The sequence below is a fragment of the Erythrobacter sp. HI0063 genome, from assembly GCF_001635685.1.
GTDB lineage: Bacteria > Pseudomonadota > Alphaproteobacteria > Sphingomonadales > Sphingomonadaceae > Qipengyuania.
This window is the reverse complement of record NZ_LWFF01000297.1, coordinates 1-18,315: the sequence shown is the minus strand read 5'-3', so window position 1 is coordinate 18,315 and position 18,315 is coordinate 1. Positions and strand designations below refer to the sequence as shown.

Below are 18,315 nucleotides of genomic sequence, written 5' to 3'. Positions count from 1 at the left end.
TGGTTTCGGCGCGCGCGATATCCTCCTGCGCGGGTACGGTGCCCGCCAGCGAGACGACGCCCTGCTGCACGTCGACACTGACATTTTCAAAGGCGGGCAATTCGCCGAAAATGCCGCGAATGCGATTGGCGATGCGCGCATCGCTGCCCGCTTCCTGCGTATCGTCGATGACCTGTTCGGGCGCCGCGCTCGCCGTCGCTTCGGGCGTTTCCGGAGCGGCGGGCAGCATGGCCGAGGCCGGGAGGCTGGCGAAGGCGGCGGCCAGAACGACCAGCAGGGCGGCGAGGCGATGTTTCATCTTCAGCATTCTCACGATCCGGCCACCGTCATGCCATCGACCCTGAGAGTCGGCACGTCGAGCGCGCGCAGGCGTTCGAGATCGTTGGCGGGGGTCAGGGTCTTGAACATGGCGAGCAGATTGCCCGCAACGGTGATTTCCGCCACCGGCCCGGCGATTTGGCCGTTCACGATCCGAAAGCCGGATGCGCCACGGCTGTAATCCCCGGTGACGAGATTGACGCCCTGACCGAACAGGTGCGTAACGTATAGCCCGTCCGCGATGTCAGCCATCAAGGCCGCAGGACTGGCCTCGCCCGCTTCGAGATAGACGTTGCTGGGCGAAACGCCCGGCGCACCGCCCCCGCCGCGCGCGGCATGGCCGGTGAGGGGGCGGTCGAGCTGGCGCGCCGAGGCCGTGTTGGTCATCCAGCCGAAGATTCGTCCGTTCTCGACAAGCGCGCGGGGCCGACAGGCCAGCCCCTCCCCGTCGAAGGGCCGGGAGCGCAGGCCGCGCCGCCTCAACGGGTCTTCGAGGATGCGGATGCCGGGCGCGAAGAGATCGTCCTCCTCGTGCCCGATCAGGAAGCTCGCCTTGCGGGCCACGGCGGGACCGCTCATCGCGCCAAGCAGATGGCCAGCCAGCCCGCCGCCCACGCGCGGATCGAAGATGACTGGCATCCTGCCGCTTTTGAGCGAGGCCGGGTCGAGCCGCGCGACGGCGCGCCGCCCGGCCTCCGCCCCGATATCCGCTGCGCTTGGCAGATCGGCGCTGTGGCGCGCGCTGCGGAAATAGCCGTCGGTCTGCATCCGGCCGCCCTCGCCCGCGACGACGCTGGCGGAAACGGAATGGCCGGTCGCCTGATAACCGCGCGCAAAACCGTGCGATGTGGCGAGTGTGACCACGCTGTGCGACCGGCTCGCCCCGCCACCGTTGGAATTGGTAACGCCTTCGATCCGGCGCGCCGCATCCTCCGCCTCCATCGCACGTTCGCGCAGGGTCTCGGGCGCGGTTTCCTGTGCGTCGTAGAGATCGAGATTAGGCAAATCGCCATCGAACAGCCGTTCCTGCGGGGCCAGCGCAGCATAGGGATCTTCGGGCGCGATCCTTGCCATCGCCAGAGCGCGCTCCGCCAGAGTGCGAAAGGCCTCGGCGCTGAAATCGCTGGTGTGGATCGATGCGGATCGCTTGCCGACGAAGACCCTCAACTCGATCGATTCGCTTTCCGAACGCTCGACCTCCTCGAGCTTGCCGAGCCTCACTTCCACGCCTTCGGAAGCGTCGGCGCGCATGACCGCATCGGCCGCGTCGGCGCCCATTCTTCGCGCAATCGCAATGAGGTCTTCGCAGCGGGTGAGCGCCGTATCGCTATCGATCATGTACGGTGAACTCCGGATCGCCGCTTTGGGGTCCGGTTAGGTCCACGAAGGCGGCGGCGCAACCGCCGGGCGGATCAGAGGATCGCCTTGCACCCGTAAGCGATCGCGAAGGGCAAGCCGATCGCCATCGTCCACAACGGGCCCTGATCGCGGCGGTAATCGCCCGACAGCGCCGGGTCCGCCGCATGCGCATCGTCGATATCCTTCCACCGCCTTTCGAACCAGCGGCAGGCGGGAATGATCGCGACCACGAGGACGACCAGCAAGAGATAGGGGAGCAACGAGGGCATGCCCTTTTCCAGCGCCTTGACCGTCACGAAGATCTGGAGGCCGGTATAGACGATGAGGGCGAGCGCGACATTGTCGCTCATGCTCTTGCGCCAATCGCGAGTCCCCGGCCTGCGTGCTTCGCCATGCGTGTACCGATAGGCCCGCTCGTCGATCGCTTTTCCCACAGCGCTCTCCCCTTGCATCCTTTTTCCCGACTCGAAACATTTCAGAAACTATCGGGATTGGCAAGTTTTCGCCTCTCAGCGAGCCCGCGGCACGCCGGATATTGCGCGGTCTCGGTTCGCTGCAATCCATGCAGGTTTCCTGCCAAATGCCCACGCGCTTGGACCGGCGGGGTTTTCAGCCACGCTCGCTGCTCCTAAAGCGAAAGGCATGAGCGACACTGCAGCAACCGAATTGCAACGCGAGGATCTGGCCGAAGAGGCTGTGGCGGATGCCGCGCCGCCGATCCCGCAGGGCGGACTCGAAGTGATCTCGATCGCCAAGAGCTACGACAAGCGCAGCGTGCTCAGCGATATTTCCCTCACCGTCGGCAAGGGTGAGGTGCTCGGCCTGCTCGGGCCCAATGGCGCGGGCAAGACGACCTGCTTCTATTCGATCATGGGCCTCGTGCGCCCCGATGCCGGCCGCATCCTGATGGATGGGGAGGATGTGACCAAGCTGCCCATGTATCGCCGCGCGATCCTGGGCCTCGGCTATCTGCCGCAGGAAACCAGCATCTTTCGCGGGATGACGGTGGAACAGAATATCCGCTGTGTCCTCGAAATGGTCGAACCCGATCCGGCCACGCGCGAGGCGGAACTGGACCGGCTGCTCGACGAATTCGGCCTCACGCGCCTCAGGACGAGCCCCGCCATGGCGCTGTCGGGCGGTGAACGCCGCCGCGCCGAAATCGCTCGCGCGCTGGCGGCGAAGCCATCGATCATGCTGCTCGACGAACCCTTTGCCGGGATCGACCCGCTCTCGATCAGCGACATCCGCGATCTGGTGAAGGATCTGAAGACGCGCGGGATCGGCGTCCTCATCACCGATCACAATGTGCGCGAGACGCTGGAGATCGTGGACCGCGCCTGCATCATCTATGGCGGCCAGGTCCTGTTCGCCGGGACACCGCAGGCGCTTGTTCAGGACGAGAATGTGAAGCGGCTGTATCTGGGCGAGAATTTCACGCTGTGATGCCATCGATCGCATAATTCCATGGCGTTGAGCCCCCGCCTCGATCTGCGGCAGACCCAGTCGCTGGTGATGACGCCGCAATTGCAGCAGGCGATCAAGCTGCTGGCGCTGTCCAATCTCGAAATCGAGGCCTTTGTCGGCGAAGCGCTGGAATCGAACCCGCTGCTCGACATCGGCGAAGTGCGCCACGAAAAGGGCGAGCGCGACGGCGAGGAAGCCCCCGCCCCATCCGAACACGAGAGCGATCCGGGGCCCGATGGTTCCGAAGCGCTCGATATCGAGAGCCACGCGGTCGATCCCGAGGCCTCGCGCGCCGATCTTCAGTCCGATCAGGGCGATTGGGGCAAGGCGGCGGGCGGCGCGGGCTCGCTGGGCGAGGACGGCCTGCCCGACCTCGAAAACCGGTCTTCCGACGGACCGACTCTGGCGGAACATCTCGCCGCACAGATCGGCGGCGAAGCGCGCAGCGAGCGTGAAGCGCTGATCGCGCTGCGCATCGTCGGCGAGCTGGACGAGGCGGGCTATCTCGAAACCGCCTTGCGCGACATCGCCGAAGATCTCGGCGCACCTCTCGCCGAAGTGGAGCGCGGACTGGACCTCGTCCAGCGGCTCGACCCGACCGGCGTCGGCGCACGCGACCTTGCGGAATGCCTCGCGCTCCAGGCGCGCGAGGCGGATCGTTACGATCCGTGCATGGAGCGTTTGATCGCCAATCTCGATCTCGTCGCCGCAGGCGAAGTGGCGCGGCTGAAACGGCTCTGCCGGGTCGACGATGAAGACTTCGCCGACATGCTCGCCGAATTGCGCGAATACGATCCCAGGCCGGGCCTGCGCTTCGGCGGCACCGCCGAAACCGGCATCGTGCCCGACGTGCTGGTCGCGCCCGACGAGACCGGCGGCTGGAAAATCCGCATCAACGAGGCGAGCCTGCCCCGCCTCGTGGTCAACCGGGAATATTACGTCGAATTGAAAGGCGGCGCGCGCGACAAGAAGGCGCTGTCCTGGCTCAACGAGCAACTCTCCGAGGCCGACTGGCTGATCCGCGCGCTCGACCAGCGGCAGAAGACCATCCTCAAGACCGCCGCCGATATCGTGAAGCGGCAGGACGGCTTCTTCCGGCAAGGCGTCTCCGCGATGAAGCCGCTTACCTTGCGCGAAGTGGCCGAAAGCATCGAGATGCATGAAAGCACGGTCAGCCGGGTGACGAGCAACAAATATCTCGCCTGCCCGCGCGGCACGTTCGAGCTCAAATACTTCTTTTCGAGCGGAGTGGGCGCGGCCGATGGGGAAGGCGCGAGTTCCGAAGCCATCAAGGCCCGCATCAAGGCGCTGATCGATTCAGAGGACGCAAAGAAGGTTCTATCCGACCAGGCGCTGGTCGATGTTTTGAAAGCCGAGGGATTCGATCTCGCCCGCCGCACCGTCGCCAAATATCGCGAGGCGATCGGCATCGGGTCCAGCGCACAGCGTCGCCGGGCGAAGAAACTGCAAGGTTTGTGAAGCGGCGCCGATTGTGTAAGCTGCTGAAGAATCGAGCCTACACAGAGCCCACATACGAAAACGTTAACGCGGGTAACCCACCGTTAACCTTTTCCGTTCAGAAGAGGGGTGGTTAACGAGGCGGAACCCATAGGAAGGGCGTCGTCACGCAAGGGCCAAGCGAGGGCCACCATTTTCCGGCCAGGCTGCGGCCAAGCCATACTCGGGGTACAGGGGACCAGACCCATGCGCGTATTGCTGATCGAAGACGAACCGACCACCGCCAAGGCGATCGAGCTGATGCTCACGACCGAAGGCTTCAACGTCTATTCGACCGATCTGGGCGAAGAGGGCCTCGATCTGGGCAAGCTGTATGATTACGACATCATCCTGCTCGACCTGAACCTGCCGGACATGCACGGTTACGACGTGCTGAAGAAACTGCGCGTGGCCAAGGTGCAGACGCCGGTTCTGATCCTGTCGGGCATTTCGGAAATGGATTCGAAGATCCGCAGCTTCGGCTTCGGTGCCGACGATTACGTGACCAAGCCTTTCCATCGCGAAGAGCTGGTGGCGCGCATCCACGCCGTGGTGCGCCGGTCCAAGGGCCATTCGCAATCGGTCATCCGCACCGGCAAGCTGGCCGTCAATCTGGACGCCAAGACCGTCGAAGTCGACGGTGCGCGCGTGCATCTGACCGGCAAGGAATATGCGATGCTGGAGCTGCTCTCGCTTCGCAAGGGCACCACGCTGACCAAGGAAATGTTCCTCAACCACCTTTATGGCGGCATGGACGAGCCCGAACTCAAGATCATCGACGTTTTCATCTGCAAGCTTCGCAAAAAGCTGAGCCACGCCTGTGGCGGTGAAAACTACATCGAAACCGTCTGGGGCCGCGGCTATGTGCTGCGCGATCCGGACGAGGCGCAGGAAGCCGCCTGACCCACTGATTTTCCAATACCCGACCCGCTTGGACAGCGAGGAAAACGTCCGGTGCCCCGCAGCACCGGGCGTTTTTCTTTAGCGGCCCCCTAGTTTTTCCCCGTATGCCGTTTCTGCGGCGCAGCGTAACTGGCGGCTTCCAATCGCCGAAAGATACGCTCGCATGGAAGTGTTCGGTTTCGATCCTGCCGGTTTCGACTGGGCAGGTCTTCTTCCCTTCATCCTGATCGGTTTCGCAGCCCAGATGGTCGACGGCGCGCTGGGCATGGCGTTCGGCGTCATCACCAACACGCTGCTGGTCGGCGTGATGGGCGTGCCCCCCGCCCTCGCCTCGCAGCGGGTCCATGTGGTCGAATGCTTCACCACGGCGACGTCGGGCATCAGCCATCTTCTGAACGGCAATATCGACAGGAAACTGTTCTTCCGCCTGCTGATCCCAGGCATGATCGGCGGAGTGACGGGCGCTTACCTGTTGAGTTCGATCGACGCTTCGAAGATCAAGCCCTTCGTCCTTCTCTATCTGGCGGGCATCGGCATCTATCTGCTGGTGCGCGGCATCGTCTATCCGCCCACCAAGCGCGAGGCGAAGCATGTCGCCCCGCTGGGCCTTCTCGGCGGATTCCTAGACGCGGCGGGCGGCGGCGGCTGGGGGCCGGTGGTCACCAGCAATCTGCTGATCCAGGGGGCGGAGCCGCGCAAGGTCGTCGGCACGGTCAATTCGGTCGAATTCTTCCTGACGATCGCGATCTCGGCGACCTTTATCTTCCATCTCGGCATCGCCGATCTTGCCGGAGCGACTGCGGGCCTGTTGCTCGGCGGCGTGATCGCCGCGCCGTTCGGCGCTTTTGCGGCCAAGCATTTCAGCCCGAAACTGATGCTGATCCTGGTCGGCGTGGTGCTGACGGCGACGAGCCTTTACGGCGTCTGGACCGCCTTCGCCTGATTGGTCTAGGGCGCGCGCCATGACTGCTTACAAGGAAGGCGACCCGACCACGCTGAACCGGCTTTACGGCCGGTCGATCGGCAAGCCGTTGCGCGCGCATCAGCAGGGGCTGGTGGACAATCTGCTGCCCCGGATCGCGGTGCCGGACGAAGGCCCGGTCACGGCGGAGCGATTGTTCGGCGATTCGCGCCCCCTCCATTTCGAGATCGGCTTCGGCGGCGGCGAACATCTCGCCTATCGCGCCGACATGCTGCCCGATCACGGCCTGATCGGGGCCGAGCCCTATGTGAACGGCGTGGCACAATGTCTGGCGCAGATCGAGGAGGAGCGGCTCGCCAATATCCGCCTCGTCCATGGCGATGCGCTGCAGGCGCTGGCCCGCGTGCCCGATGGGGCGCTGACCATGGTCTATCTGCTCCATCCCGATCCCTGGCCCAAGGCCAAGCACGCCAAGCGCCGGATGATGAATGACGGCCCGGTGCGGATGATCGCCGACAAGTTGAAGCCGGGCGGCGAATTCCGCTTCGGAACCGACCATCCGATCTATCTGCGCCACGCGCTGATGGTGATGCGTCGCTTCACGGACGAATTCGAATGGCAGGTCGAAGGGCGCGACAGTTGGGAAAACCGCCCCTCGGGCTGGTGCCAGACGCGTTACGAGAAAAAGGCCCGCGAACAGATGGGCCACGAAGTCTGGTACTTTCGATTCAGGCGACGCTAGACTACGCTGATGTTGTAAAAACAACGACTTAGCGCAAAACACTTACGCCAGAATTGCCTCCAATTCGCCCCTTTTTCCGCTTGCGTGATTACCCGGTGATTGCCAGAAAAGGCCACGAGGTATCGCATGGCAACAGGAAAAATCAGCAAGCGCACGGTCGATTCGCTCCCGGTTGGACCAAAGGAAAACTATCTTTGGGACACCGATCTCAAGGGCTTTGGCGTCAAGATTACAACTGCTGGATCAATCAGTTACATAATCCAGTTCCGAATGGGCGGACGAGAAGCGAAGACTCGTCGTTTCACGATCGGATCACATGGATCGCCTTGGACACCGACTACTGCACGCTTGGAAGCTGAGCGATTGTTGGTGATTGTTGCGCAGGGCATTGATCCGGTTGATGCGGAAAAGCAGCGCCGCCGGGAAGCTGTCGACCTCGCCTTCTCGAATTACGCTGACCTCTTCACTCGCTCCTGCAAACGCGAGGGATGGCGTCGCCTCGTGGAGCGATCCATTCGCCTCTACCTCAAGCCCACATTCGGAATGAAGGCGCTGCCAGCGATTACGAAGATCGACGTCGTTTCGGTTCTCGATCAGATGCCGCCCAAGCAGGTGGCAAACCGGCGAAATGTCTTTGCCGTTATGCGCCGCCTGTTTCGCTGGGCCGTCAGTCGCGGAGATATCGATCGCAATCCGATGGAGGGCATGGAAACGCCGCCTCCGGTCAAGCCACGAGAGCGCTGGCTCAAGGATGGCGAACTCCGCCATATCTGGAATGCGGCGCCGGAATGTCATCGCTGCTTTGGTCCAATTGTCAGGCTTCTGATCGTAACCGGACAGCGCCGTGAAGAAGTCTCCGGGATGCACTGGCAGGAGCTCAGTCGCAGCGAAAGATTATGGACCCTGCCCGGATCTCGAACCAAGAACGGAGAACCTAACTCCATTCCCCTCAACGATCTTGCAATCGCCGAGCTCGACCGGGAGGCTCGCGGCGAGAGGTGGCCGCGTAAGGGCCGTGTTTTCGCGACAGCTAGCGGGGCGGGCTTTACGGGATACGCCAAAGGGAAGGTGAAGCTCGACAGCCTGATTGAGGAACGTTGCGAAGAGCCGCTCGAAGCCTGGCGCCTTCATGATCTACGACGAACCCTCGCAACGAACTTCCAGCGGCTTGGCGTTCGGTTTGAAGTCACCGAAGCCGTTCTCAACCATGTGGGCGGATCTCGCGCCGGAGTCGCCGGCATCTACCAGCGCCACGACTGGAAGGACGAAAAGCGCCAGGCGCTCGATGCCTGGAATGACCACCTCGCGACGGTTCTGTCCGAGAGTGGGGAGACGACCTAAAATATTGGCGAGGGCTAGGGCGTCTGCTGGTTCAAACGTCCGACAAGAGCGGGTACCAGATCCTCAATGTGTTGATGATATGCGCGTACCGCTCGGTTTGAGCCATCGAACCCTTGCTGCGCTTTTCGCTCAATTTGCTCAAGGGCATGCGGCGCGCCAGGCCAAATCACCGGCTCGAGTTCACGTAGCGGCTGGAGTCTGTCGCTAATGCGTTCGACCAAATGTACGCGAAACCGATTGCCTGAGCTTGCCGCGATGTCTCTGAAGGCGCGCGCCAATCGGTCGGCATAAGCACCTCGCGTGTCGTTTGATCCTTCGTTGATTGTCAGTGATTTGTGATCGTTGTCGGGAGCCTGCTCCAAAAGCAGGGCGTTGACTTGCAGAATGTCGCGCAAGGCCTGTTCGGTAAGCAGCGGTACGCGAAATCCTTCGCCGGGCGTGAGGTCGACCAGCCCTTCACCGACAAGCTGGTTCAGGCTGTCTCTTACCGGCGTCATGCTCACTCCGAAATCGTCAGCGAGTCGCATCGCCTCAAGCTTCGTACCGGCCCGGAAGCGCCCTTCCAGCAATGCATCTTTCAACCGCCTGTACGTAGGCTCGAGGACGTGAGCGGGACTCATCGTCCGCCGCGGCGCGTCTTGGCGAACTCACGAACCGCTTCTTTCTGGTCGGGGCGCAGACTATCGGTTGCCTGAGGGAATTCGGGCACCTTGTCGCTCAGCAAAACCGACGGGCATTGCCCTTCGAAATTACCCAGGTTCGGACGGTGCTGCACATATCCGGCGAGCTCGGCGAGTTCGGGAGAGAACTCTTTTGCTACTGCTGGTGGATAGGCCAGCCAGAGATTCTCGTAGGGTTTGAGCCAGCCGAGACTGTAGCCGATTACGACACCGCGGCGGACATCCTCGGTCTGGTTTGGTCCCGCTCCATGGACGGTGGAGCCGAGAAAGCAGATCGCATCGCCGGGCTTGCAAACAGCTACTATGGGATCGTCGAGACTTTCGAGATTGTCGACAGGCTTCCTGTGCGTCCCGGGGTAGATGCGTGTCGCGCCATTGAGGCGAGTAAATTCGGTCAGCGGCCAGATGACGTTGAGAAGATATTCGTGATCGCCCTTGCGGCCTGCCCACATATCCTGATCGCAATGCGGAAACTGTTCTATCTCGCCGGGATGGATCGCGATCGCCTGGGCGACATTGAGCTGTATCCGGTCGCAGGCGCTGCCGAGAATTGCGCGGGCGAGCGATAGGACTAGCGGCTGCAGGACTAGATCGCCTGCGACCTGCGACCGGCGAAGCAGGCTTCCAAACCGTTTGGTCCGATGGCCATAGAAGTCTCCCTTGCCGAGGGGCGCCTGCGCAAATGCACCTTCCAGGTCGGCATCGAGTGCGGCGATCTGTTGCTCGGCGACAAGCTGCGGAATGATGCAATAGCCATCCTCTTGCAGCTGATCGAGCCAATGCGCCTCCCTCGGCCCAGTCATGCTGCCAGCTCCATGCCGCCATAGGCTTCCGGCTTAGGATTGCGGCAGTAGATCCCTGCGTTGGCGAGTTGCGCGCGTGTATCTTGGTCGATGTCGATCCGAAGAGCGACAAGCTGCTGCCCATCGATAGAAACGCACGGTCCAAGCTGCTGGCAGCGCCAGCCGAACTGGGCGATCTGACGGAACCAGGGCACTGGGGCGACCGCCGAATAACCAGAGATCCCTTCCGATATTGCAAAATCGGCGAGTGCGGAGACGAGCTGGTTGCGGACACTCCGGCGATCAGCGCGCGGCAACGTGGGATCGATACAGAATCGGGTAATCTCGCGAAATGCCTCATCCTGCGGAACAGGTCCGGTGCACAGCTGCGGAAAGAGATCGCGTAAGATATGAGGTCCATCAGAACGCAGGAGCCGGGCCGATGCGCGATGCTCGCACTTTTCGCCGGTGAGGACGAGATAGGCGGCCGAGGGCGTATCGAACTGGTCGATTTCAAAGGTCCCGTCGAGCACCGGAACGTCCCACCCAAGAAGATCCACGAACACGCGCTTGCGCGCCTCGAACATGGCGCGAAGTGCCGGATCGACCAAGTTTGCACCATTTATACCGCTGCTTTGCTGCATGAAGATTACCTGTGAACTTGATGACTGCTCGCATCTCATCAAATCCGGATAGGCAGCGACATACCAAGAACTGGGGAGGGCCACATCTGGCGCTCTACAGGGGAGAGTTTACTGGCCATCCCACCTTTGCGATGAGCGTCAGCGTTTGAAAATCATCAAGATACGACAGGTATCTTATCGGTCCGATTCTGTTCATCCCGGGAAGGTCACAAGCTGGCTATGAATGCAAAAGTCATCACGAACTTCCAGCTTGGCAGCCGCGAATCCTCTTCGGCGCCTGATGTCTTGCCCCTCGCTACAGAGCATGCGCTGCAATCCGCCGGAGCTGCTTTCCATGCGCTCGCCGACACCATGCCGCAGATGGTATGGTCGACTCTTCCCGACGGCTCCCACGATTATTACAATGCGCGCTGGTATGAATTCACGGGTGTCCCTGTCGGATCAACCGACGGCGAAGGATGGGCCGGGATGTTCCATGAGGATGACCAGGCCGACACATGGAAGAAATGGAACCACAGCCTCGCTACCGGCGAACCGTACGAGGTTGAATATCGCCTGAGGCATCACAGCGGCGATTATCGCTGGATGATCGGTCGTGCGCTGCCGATCCTCAACGAGGAGGGTGAGATCCAGCGCTGGATCGGCACTTGTACGGATATCGACGAGCAGAAGCGCACCGCCCTCCAAAACGAAATCCTGAGTCAAGAGCTCAGCCATCGCATCAAGAACATCTTCGCGATTGTTTCCGGTTTGATCAGCCTGACAGCGCGCGCAAATGAAGCGTTCGGTGAAGCGTCGCGCGACCTGCTGGGCCGGATTTCCGCGCTGGGGCGCGCGCACGAATTCGTCCGGCCCCACAGCGAAAAGTCCCAGCCCGAGGGCAAGGAAGTGACCCTCGCCACGCTGCTTGCGACGATCTTCGAGACCTATCCTGCCTTTTCCGAAAGAAGGATTGCTATTTCCGGCCCCGATATCGCGGTCGAAAGCCGCGCCGCCACGCCGGTTGCATTGGTGTTCCACGAGCTGGCTACCAACGCGATGAAGTACGGAGCTCTGTCCAATCCCGAGGGAAGGATTTCGCTGGACCTTTCAACCGAGGACGAGATGGTCCGCTTCCGCTGGAGGGAACACGGAGCTCACATCGACAAGGCGAGTGAGCCTCAAACGGGTTTCGGAAGTCGCCTCATCGAGTTGGCCGTGAAGCAACAGCTAGGAGGCAATTACGAGAGAACCTGGCATGACGATGGCGTTGAACTCGTCATGGATGTCCGAAAAAGCAGGTTGCAGGAGCCTAGTTAAAGAAGAGCCTAAGACGGGCTGGCGGATCGATTTTTTCGCCCTTCCGGACCGCAATGACATAGTCGAGAACCTGCTTGAGAATGCTAAGATCGACCGGTTTTTCCAGCGCGCCCAGCGTTCCGCTCACCCCTTCGCCGAGTTGTGCGGGATTGGCGGTTACGAAAATAACCTCGATCCCGAAATCCGCAGCAAGCTTCTCGCCGATCCTCGGACCAGTGGCTCCATCGGCCAGATTGACATCGACGAGAGCCACATCGATGGCGTCCGAAGCCTTCGCCAATGCTGATTGCATGTCATCGGCAATCCCTGCGGATTCATGACCGAGATCGTGAACCACCGCCTCCATTTCGACAGCTATGAGGAATTCGTCTTCGACAATCAGAATGGTGGTCGGCATGGAAAGCTATCAAAAGTTAAATGACGAGGCTCTGTAGTGAGGGGACGGACAGGGCGCATATTCGTTCCCTCGCCTCGTCGCATCCGGCTTCGATCGAAATAGCTTCAAGACGCGCACCCGTTCCGACGGCATAGCTTCACTATCGGGCGCCAGGACCACGACCAAAGAGCGTATCTATGATGGGGCATTCCGGAACATCACCGCCTTCGCAGCGGGCTGATACATCGGCTAGCGTGCGCTCCAACCTAGTCAAATCAGCAATTTTAGCTCGCACGCTGGCCAGATGGTTATTGGTCAGATCCCGAACCTCGCCGCAGCTGTAGGGGTGCGAATCAACGAGGCTGAGCAGGCTTTTGAGCTCCTCGATCGAAAAACCCAGATCGCGGCCGCGCAAGATAAAGCCGAGCCGCGCCTGGTCGCCGGGTGGATAGAGCCTGTGCCCGCTTGCCGTACGCTCGGGAGGCTGAAGCAGACCGATGTTCTCGTAGTAGCGGATTGTCTCAAGGTTGCAGCCCGACCGTCTGGCCAGTTCTCCCCGTTTGATCACTTGCGATGCTGTCATGAGCCATATGCCAATTAGTGCTTGAACCTGTAGTTACTACAGGGAGTACATTGGTTTCCATGGTCGATCAAATGCACAAGAACGCGCAGCGCTTATGGGCGAGCGGCGGGACGCTCGGCGCGATACTCGCCTCGTCCTGCTGTATTGCCCCGCTGTTATTGCTGAGCCTTGGCATCAGCGGCGCGTGGATCGGCAATCTCACTGCGCTCGAACCGTACAAATGGGTATTTATCGCCATTGCGGTTGTCTTTTTGGCCCTTGGATTCCGGCACGTCTATTTTCGGCAAGCCGAACCTTGCGAAGACGGAACATATTGCGCGCGGCCCGGAGCAAACCTGCTCGTCAAAAGCTCCCTGTGGCTGGCGACCGTATTGGTCGCTGCCTCGTCCACGGTCGAGTGGTGGGCGCCGCAATTCTACTAGGAGTTCGAAAGATGAAGAAGACGATGATCGTCGCAGTTGCGATACTGGGACTGGCCGGAGCGGGTATCTGGGCAGCGACCTTGTTTCCGCCAAACTCCGACGAACGGGTTCAACAAAATTCCGCGCATCTGCAATCGGCAAGTTTTGCGGTCGAGAATATGACCTGCGCGACCTGCCCGATAACGGTTCGGCGCGCGATGGAAGGCGTGGCAGGCGTGCACGAGGTGACTATCGATTACGAGACCAGGACGGCGACTGCGCAGTTCGATCCTGAGCGAACAACCACAAGCGCGATCGCCGCGGCGTCGACCGAGGCCGGATATCCGGCGATCCTTTCAGAGAGCGCGCTATGATCGAACTGAAGTCCGAGATCACATGCCCTACTTGCGGGTACAAAAAGCTCGAAAGAATGCCGACGGATGCCTGCTGGTTTTTCTACGATTGCAATGGTTGCGGTGTGAAACTCCGCCCCAATGCGGGCGATTGCTGTGTCTTCTGCTCATTCGGCACCATCCCCTGCCCGCCGATCCAGGAAACGCGTGCCGATCGCAAGGGCGCCACATGTTGCGGAGGGCGGTGAGATGAGTACGCGAAACTTCGATCTTATAGTGCTGGGTGTTGGTATGGCGGCCGTAAATGCCGCCAACAAATGCGCCTCAGCCGGTTGGTCGGTCGCGGTGGTCGACGAACTGCCTTATGGCGGCACCTGCGCCCTGCGCGGCTGCGATCCGAAGAAAATGCTCCGCCGCGGGGCGGAAATCATCGACGCAGCGCGGCTCATGCACGGCAAGGGCATCGAACCGAACGACATCGCCATCAACTGGCCCGATCTGGTCGCCTTCACGCAGACGTTCACCGACAAAATGCCCGGTCGGATCGAAAACGGTCTGGAGAGCAACGGCGTCACTACCCTTCACGGGAAAGCGCGCTTCGTCGGCGAAGATACCGTCGAAATCGACGGCGAGGGGCAGTTTCAGGCAAACCATTTCCTGATCGCAACGGGTGCCAAGCCGCGGACGATAGATGTTCCCGGCTCCGAACACCTTACCGACAGCACCGAGTTCATGCGGCTCGATGCGCTGCCCGAACGCATCCTGTTCATCGGCGGCGGCTTCATCTCGTTCGAGTTTGGCCATATCGCAGCACGCGCCGGCAGCGAGGTGTGCATGATCGATCGCGGCGAGAGACCGCTTAAAGGTTTCGATGCCGATCTTGTTGAAAGACTCGTCGCGCGAGGCGAGGAAGTCGGCGTCCAACTGCGACGGCGCACGTCACTCAAATCCATCAAGAAGGACGGGACGGACTTTCTTGTCACGGTAGAAACGGGTAGCGAAACGAAAGATTTGCGCGCCGATCTCGTCGTCCAAGGCGCGGGCCGCGTCGCGGCAATTGATCAGCTCGATCTGGCCGCAGCCAATGTCGAGGCAGGTGACAAGGGCGTTGCGGTCAACGCCTACCTGCAAAGCACGTCCAACCCGAAAATCTACGCTGCCGGGGATGCCGCCGATACGCAGGGTGCCCCGCTTACGCCTGTCGCGGTTTTCGAGGGCAAGGTAGCTGCGTCCAATATGCTCAAGGGCAACCGGACCAAGCCGGATTATTCGGGAGTTCCGAGCGCTGTATTTACCGTACCGGAGCTAACCCGCGTTGGCATGCTCGAACAGGATGCACGAGAGGCCGGGCACGATATCCGCGTCGTCGAGAATGACACCGGCGACTGGTATTCCAACCTTCGCGTTGGCGAAAGCTGCGCTGCAACCAAGGTTATAATCGATAAGGACAGCGACACTATCCTGGGCGCCCATCTGCTCGGACCCGAATATGGCGAAATCATTAATTTCTTCGGTTTGGCCATCCGACTTGGACTGACAACAAGCGATCTCAAGAAAATGGTATCGGTGTATCCGAGCGTGGGCTCCGATCTTGGCTCCATGCTATCGTAGTTGCGCCTCGCTTGGTCCAGTAAAGCCATCAACCGGGTAATCCCGTTTGCGATCGACAGTCGAAATCTCGATAGAGGTCAGATGATGACCTTTCTCGCATATCTCGGTGCTGCAATTGCTGAAATTGCGGGCTGTTTCGCTTTCTGGGCGTGGTTGCGTATGGACAAGTCGGCTTGGTGGCTCGTTCCGGGCGTGGCTTCACTCGTCCTTTTTGCCTATTTGCTAACGCTGGTCGATGCCGAGCATGCAGGTCGAACTTATGCTGCCTACGGCGGGGTCTACATTCTGTCCGCGCTTTTGTGGCTTTGGATCGCAGAAGGCGTGAAGCCCGATCGGTGGGACACTCTGGGCGTGGCGATCTGCCTTGTAGGCGCCGGCGTCATCTTGCTCGCCCCCAGACCGGTATGAGGCACATCCGCATCAAGCCAAAGGGAATATACCACGCGTCCGATTGGCGATCGCTACCAGCGACAACATGACAGGCACTTCTACGAGGACGCCTACCACCGTAGCCAAAGCAGCTCCGCTCCCTAGGCCGAACAGGCCGATCGCAACCGCCACCGCCAGTTCGAAAAAATTGGACGTGCCGATAAGAGCGCAGGGCGCGGCTACTGCGTGCGGGACCTTCCACGCTTTGGCCCAGCCATAAGCGATGAAGAAGATGCCGTAGCTTTGGACAACAATGGGCGCTGCAATCAGCGCGATCAACAGCGGTCGGGCGACAATGGTTTCCGCCTGGAAGCCGAACAGCAGCAACACCGTCAGCAGCAGGCCGATGATCGAGAGCGGCTTCATGCGCCCCGTGAATTCGGACACCGCCGCTTCATCGCCGCCATGGGTCGCGAGAAGCCGATGCCGCACAATGGCACCGGCTGCGAGCGGCACGACCACATAGAGCGCGACCGAGAGCAGCAGCGTCTCCCACGGGACCGCAATGTCGGTCACGCCCAGCAGCAGCGCGACAATGGGCGCGAAGGCCACGATCATGATGAGATCATTCGCCGCGACTTGCACCAGCGTATAGGCAGGATCGCCCCTGGTGAGCTGCGACCATACGAAGACCATCGCGGTGCAAGGGGCCGCACCCAGCAGGATCAGCCCGGCGATGTATTGCTGGGCATCGGCAGGCGCGATCAGGTCGGCAAAGACGACCTCGAAGAACAACACGCCAAGTGCAGCCATCGTGAAAGGCTTGATGAACCAGTTCACTACCAGCGTGATGATCAGGCCCTTTGGCTTGTCACCGACGCGACGCACCGCGCCGAAATCGACCGCCACCATCATCGGGAATATCATCGCCCAGATCAGTACTGCGACGACAAGATTGACCGAGGCGTATTCGATGCCCGCTAGCGAGGCGAATAGCTCTGGCGCTGCATTGCCGAGCGCAATCCCGGCGAGGATCGCGCCGCCGACCCAGACCGAAAGCCATTTCTCGAACAGGCCTAGCCCCGCCGCGCGGGCGTCCATGTCAGCAGCTGCAGCGGTCATTGTTCATCCGCCTCGTGGCCAATGGCTTGCAGCTTTTCGCGCAGGGCAATCTGCTCGAAGCTGGCAATCGGCAGCGCCAGCATCAGGTCGATACGGCGCTTCAGCATGCGAAACGCATCGAGGAAGGCCGCTGCCTTCTCTGCATCGCTGCCCTCGACCGCCGCCGGATCAGGAATGCCCCAGTGCGCGGAAGTCGGACGACCCGGCCATACTGGGCAAGTCTCGGCCGCCGCGCTGTCGCAGACGGTGAAGATCAGATCGAATTCTGGTCCTTCGGCAAACTCGCTCCAGCTCTTTGAGGAATAGCCATCTGCCGGATAGCCCAGTGTCTTGAGCGTATGGATCGCCCAGGGATTCACTGTGCCGATCGGATTGCTTCCGGCGCTGTAGGCCTTGAATCGACCCTCACCGTCTTGGTTGAGGATTGCCTCACCCAGGATCGAACGAGCGGAATTGCCCGTGCACAGGAACAGCACGTTCAGCGGTTGATCTAACATCAGTTACCTCAGCAGCAGGACGTCTTGGCAGGTGCCAGTTGCGGCGCGCAGCAGGCGCCCAAAGTGGCAATGGCAGATGCGAGCTGGTCGAGGTCAGGACTGCCGCCATAGGTCGTGCTCTCGCCATCGGTCAGAAAAGCTTCCCAGACGACGCCATCTGGATCGGCGATCCAGCTCTTTTCCGACTGCGCGTAGCAGCAAGTCGTCGCGCCTTCTTCGAGCACCGGGCGGTCAGCAGCCTTGAGGCGGCCATAGACCTCTTCGAGTTCGCTCTTGTCCTCGACCTGCAAGCCGACATGCTCGATGCCTTTGGCAGCAGCCTCGCGCATCGAAATCGCGAAGTTGATGCGCGGATCTTCCAGCATCCACTTGGCATAGTCGGCCTTCACCACGTCGGGCTCGGCACCGAACAGGCTTGAATAGAAGGCAATAGAGTGGTCGATGTCGGTCACGCCGACATGCACGTGAAAGCGTTTCATCAGGCGCTCTTTCGTTGAGGAGAAGGAAAGCATTCGGTATCCTGGGAACAGGACATGCCGCCGCAGCAGTTCTCGGTGAGGTAGCCCATCAGGCCATTCATCGCGGCATAGTCCGCCGAATAGATGATCGAGCGGCTTTCGCGCCGCTGGGTGACCAGCCCCGCATTGCCCAGTTGGGCAAGGTGAAAGCTCATTGAAGACGGAGGCACTTGGAGTTTCTCAGCTAGCACCCCAGCGGCAACGCCTTGCTCCCCGGCCTGCACGAGCAGGCGGAATGCGGCGAGGCGATGCTCCTGTGCCAGAGCAGATAGGGCTCGGATCACGCGGTCGGCTTGCATCGCTCACTCCAATGATTCGATAACTATTAAAATATCGAAATGCCGAGAGAAGTCAAATTGCTTTCTGAACGGTTGCGAAATAGGCAGTACGGCCATGTTCGAGTGATTGAGAGGCAGTGGCGCGAAAACTAGCCTGTGTCCCGCCAACGGATAATGTCGGCAAACCCGATCAACCCGTCGAACAGCGCCGCGACGACGAGGGACTGTTTACAATGGACCTGGTAGCGCTCGC

Annotated in this window: 24 protein-coding genes; 12 read left to right on the top strand and 12 right to left on the bottom strand. The window is 60.8% G+C overall.

Annotation, left to right across the window (positions count from 1 at the left end):
- The 3 genes from A3736_RS10305 to A3736_RS10295 form a co-directional block, all read right to left on the bottom strand.
- Positions 1 to 307: BON domain-containing protein (locus A3736_RS10305; protein WP_233999352.1), on the bottom strand; the 307-nt coding region annotated here is incomplete at its 3' end.
- 2 nt (positions 308 to 309) lie between these two features.
- Positions 310 to 1,656, bottom strand: a complete 1,347-nt coding sequence (locus A3736_RS10300) for a TldD/PmbA family protein (protein ID WP_067682625.1) — start codon at positions 1,654 to 1,656, stop codon at positions 310 to 312.
- A 74-nt stretch (positions 1,657 to 1,730) separates the two neighbouring features.
- Positions 1,731 to 2,111: a hypothetical protein gene (locus tag A3736_RS10295; protein WP_233999351.1), complete on the bottom strand. Its 381-nt coding sequence runs from the start codon at positions 2,109 to 2,111 to the stop codon at positions 1,731 to 1,733.
- A gap of 208 nt (positions 2,112 to 2,319) precedes the next feature.
- Between A3736_RS10295 and lptB the strand changes: the two genes are divergently transcribed.
- The 6 genes from lptB (at position 2,320) to A3736_RS10265 (ending at position 8,549) form a co-directional block, all read left to right on the top strand.
- Positions 2,320 to 3,123: an LPS export ABC transporter ATP-binding protein gene (gene lptB, locus A3736_RS10290; protein ID WP_067682619.1), complete on the top strand. Its 804-nt coding sequence runs from the start codon at positions 2,320 to 2,322 to the stop codon at positions 3,121 to 3,123.
- A 21-nt stretch (positions 3,124 to 3,144) separates the two neighbouring features.
- Complete coding sequence (gene rpoN, locus A3736_RS10285; RefSeq protein WP_067682613.1) at positions 3,145 to 4,623, top strand: RNA polymerase factor sigma-54; 1,479 nt, start codon at positions 3,145 to 3,147, stop codon at positions 4,621 to 4,623.
- Positions 4,624 to 4,848: 225 nt separating this feature from the next.
- Positions 4,849 to 5,544, top strand: coding sequence for a response regulator transcription factor CtrA (gene ctrA / locus A3736_RS10280; protein ID WP_067682610.1), 696 nt, complete (start codon positions 4,849 to 4,851; stop codon positions 5,542 to 5,544).
- A gap of 163 nt (positions 5,545 to 5,707) precedes the next feature.
- Entirely contained in the window at positions 5,708 to 6,487 is a 780-nt protein-coding gene (locus tag A3736_RS10275; protein ID WP_067682600.1) for a sulfite exporter TauE/SafE family protein, read from the top strand.
- A 19-nt stretch (positions 6,488 to 6,506) separates the two neighbouring features.
- Positions 6,507 to 7,208 carry a tRNA (guanosine(46)-N(7))-methyltransferase TrmB gene (locus A3736_RS10270; protein ID WP_067682599.1) on the top strand — a complete coding sequence of 234 codons (702 nt, stop codon included), beginning with the start codon at positions 6,507 to 6,509 and terminating at the stop codon, positions 7,206 to 7,208.
- 126 nt (positions 7,209 to 7,334) lie between these two features.
- Positions 7,335 to 8,549 (top strand): site-specific integrase, encoded by a 1,215-nt coding sequence (locus A3736_RS10265; protein ID WP_029140603.1) that lies wholly within the window; start codon positions 7,335 to 7,337, stop codon positions 8,547 to 8,549.
- Positions 8,550 to 8,563: 14 nt separating this feature from the next.
- Here the strand turns inward: A3736_RS10265 and A3736_RS10260 are convergent, their stop codons facing one another.
- Genes A3736_RS10260 through A3736_RS10250 form a run of 3 tightly spaced genes read right to left on the bottom strand, consistent with a single transcriptional unit; the run spans position 8,564 to position 10,655 of the window.
- A complete protein-coding gene (locus A3736_RS10260) occupies positions 8,564 to 9,130 on the bottom strand; it encodes a GntR family transcriptional regulator (RefSeq protein ID WP_231679719.1) in 567 nt (188 codons plus the stop codon).
- A 35-nt stretch (positions 9,131 to 9,165) separates the two neighbouring features.
- Positions 9,166 to 10,032 (bottom strand): phytanoyl-CoA dioxygenase family protein, encoded by an 867-nt coding sequence (locus A3736_RS10255; RefSeq protein ID WP_010239387.1) that lies wholly within the window; start codon positions 10,030 to 10,032, stop codon positions 9,166 to 9,168.
- Positions 10,029 to 10,655 (bottom strand): acyl-homoserine-lactone synthase, encoded by a 627-nt coding sequence (locus A3736_RS10250; protein ID WP_050775909.1) that lies wholly within the window; start codon positions 10,653 to 10,655, stop codon positions 10,029 to 10,031. The genes A3736_RS10255 and A3736_RS10250 overlap by 4 nt, the downstream gene beginning before the upstream one ends.
- A 219-nt stretch (positions 10,656 to 10,874) precedes the next feature.
- On the opposite strand from A3736_RS10250, the gene A3736_RS10245 reads away from it, so the two are divergent.
- Complete coding sequence (locus A3736_RS10245) at positions 10,875 to 11,954, top strand: sensor histidine kinase (protein ID WP_054522828.1); 1,080 nt, start codon at positions 10,875 to 10,877, stop codon at positions 11,952 to 11,954.
- On the opposite strand, the gene A3736_RS10240 is transcribed toward A3736_RS10245, so the two are convergent.
- On the bottom strand, positions 11,947 to 12,351 hold the full coding sequence (locus A3736_RS10240; protein ID WP_010240358.1) for a response regulator: 405 nt from the start codon (positions 12,349 to 12,351) through the stop codon (positions 11,947 to 11,949). The two genes, A3736_RS10245 and A3736_RS10240, sit on opposite strands and share 8 nt — an antisense overlap.
- 139 nt (positions 12,352 to 12,490) lie before the next feature.
- On the bottom strand, positions 12,491 to 12,913 hold the full coding sequence (locus tag A3736_RS10235; RefSeq protein ID WP_010240361.1) for a helix-turn-helix domain-containing protein: 423 nt from the start codon (positions 12,911 to 12,913) through the stop codon (positions 12,491 to 12,493).
- Between the two features lie 59 nt (positions 12,914 to 12,972).
- Between A3736_RS10235 and A3736_RS10230 the strand changes: the two genes are divergently transcribed.
- The 5 genes from A3736_RS10230 to A3736_RS10215 all read left to right on the top strand — a co-directional run bounded on the left by A3736_RS10230 (position 12,973) and on the right by A3736_RS10215 (position 15,686).
- Positions 12,973 to 13,335: a mercuric transporter MerT family protein gene (locus A3736_RS10230; RefSeq protein ID WP_010240364.1), complete on the top strand. Its 363-nt coding sequence runs from the start codon at positions 12,973 to 12,975 to the stop codon at positions 13,333 to 13,335.
- An 11-nt stretch (positions 13,336 to 13,346) separates the two neighbouring features.
- Complete coding sequence (locus A3736_RS10225) at positions 13,347 to 13,688, top strand: heavy-metal-associated domain-containing protein (RefSeq protein ID WP_047819462.1); 342 nt, start codon at positions 13,347 to 13,349, stop codon at positions 13,686 to 13,688.
- Complete coding sequence (locus A3736_RS18205) at positions 13,685 to 13,915, top strand: GDCCVxC domain-containing (seleno)protein (protein WP_082379137.1); 231 nt, start codon at positions 13,685 to 13,687, stop codon at positions 13,913 to 13,915. Before A3736_RS10225 ends, A3736_RS18205 begins: the two co-directional genes overlap by 4 nt.
- A complete protein-coding gene (locus A3736_RS10220) occupies positions 13,875 to 15,278 on the top strand; it encodes an NAD(P)/FAD-dependent oxidoreductase (RefSeq protein WP_197465581.1) in 1,404 nt (467 codons plus the stop codon). The genes A3736_RS18205 and A3736_RS10220 overlap by 41 nt, the downstream gene beginning before the upstream one ends.
- An 81-nt stretch (positions 15,279 to 15,359) precedes the next feature.
- Positions 15,360 to 15,686, top strand: a complete 327-nt coding sequence (locus tag A3736_RS10215; RefSeq protein ID WP_054522830.1) for a YnfA family protein — start codon at positions 15,360 to 15,362, stop codon at positions 15,684 to 15,686.
- A 12-nt stretch (positions 15,687 to 15,698) separates the two neighbouring features.
- Here A3736_RS10215 and arsB read toward each other — a convergent pair whose 3' ends face one another.
- Genes arsB through A3736_RS10195 form a run of 4 tightly spaced genes read right to left on the bottom strand, consistent with a single transcriptional unit; the run spans position 15,699 to position 18,083 of the window.
- Positions 15,699 to 16,769: an ACR3 family arsenite efflux transporter gene (gene arsB, locus A3736_RS10210; RefSeq protein ID WP_054522831.1), complete on the bottom strand. Its 1,071-nt coding sequence runs from the start codon at positions 16,767 to 16,769 to the stop codon at positions 15,699 to 15,701.
- Positions 16,766 to 17,269, bottom strand: coding sequence for an arsenate reductase ArsC (locus tag A3736_RS10205; RefSeq protein WP_196847998.1), 504 nt, complete (start codon positions 17,267 to 17,269; stop codon positions 16,766 to 16,768). The genes arsB and A3736_RS10205 overlap by 4 nt, the downstream gene beginning before the upstream one ends.
- Positions 17,270 to 17,274: 5 nt before the next feature.
- Positions 17,275 to 17,745, bottom strand: coding sequence for an ArsI/CadI family heavy metal resistance metalloenzyme (locus tag A3736_RS10200; protein ID WP_010240701.1), 471 nt, complete (start codon positions 17,743 to 17,745; stop codon positions 17,275 to 17,277).
- Positions 17,745 to 18,083, bottom strand: a complete 339-nt coding sequence (locus A3736_RS10195; protein ID WP_010240699.1) for a helix-turn-helix transcriptional regulator — start codon at positions 18,081 to 18,083, stop codon at positions 17,745 to 17,747. The genes A3736_RS10200 and A3736_RS10195 overlap by 1 nt, the downstream gene beginning before the upstream one ends.
- Between the last annotated feature and the right edge of the window lie 232 nt (positions 18,084 to 18,315).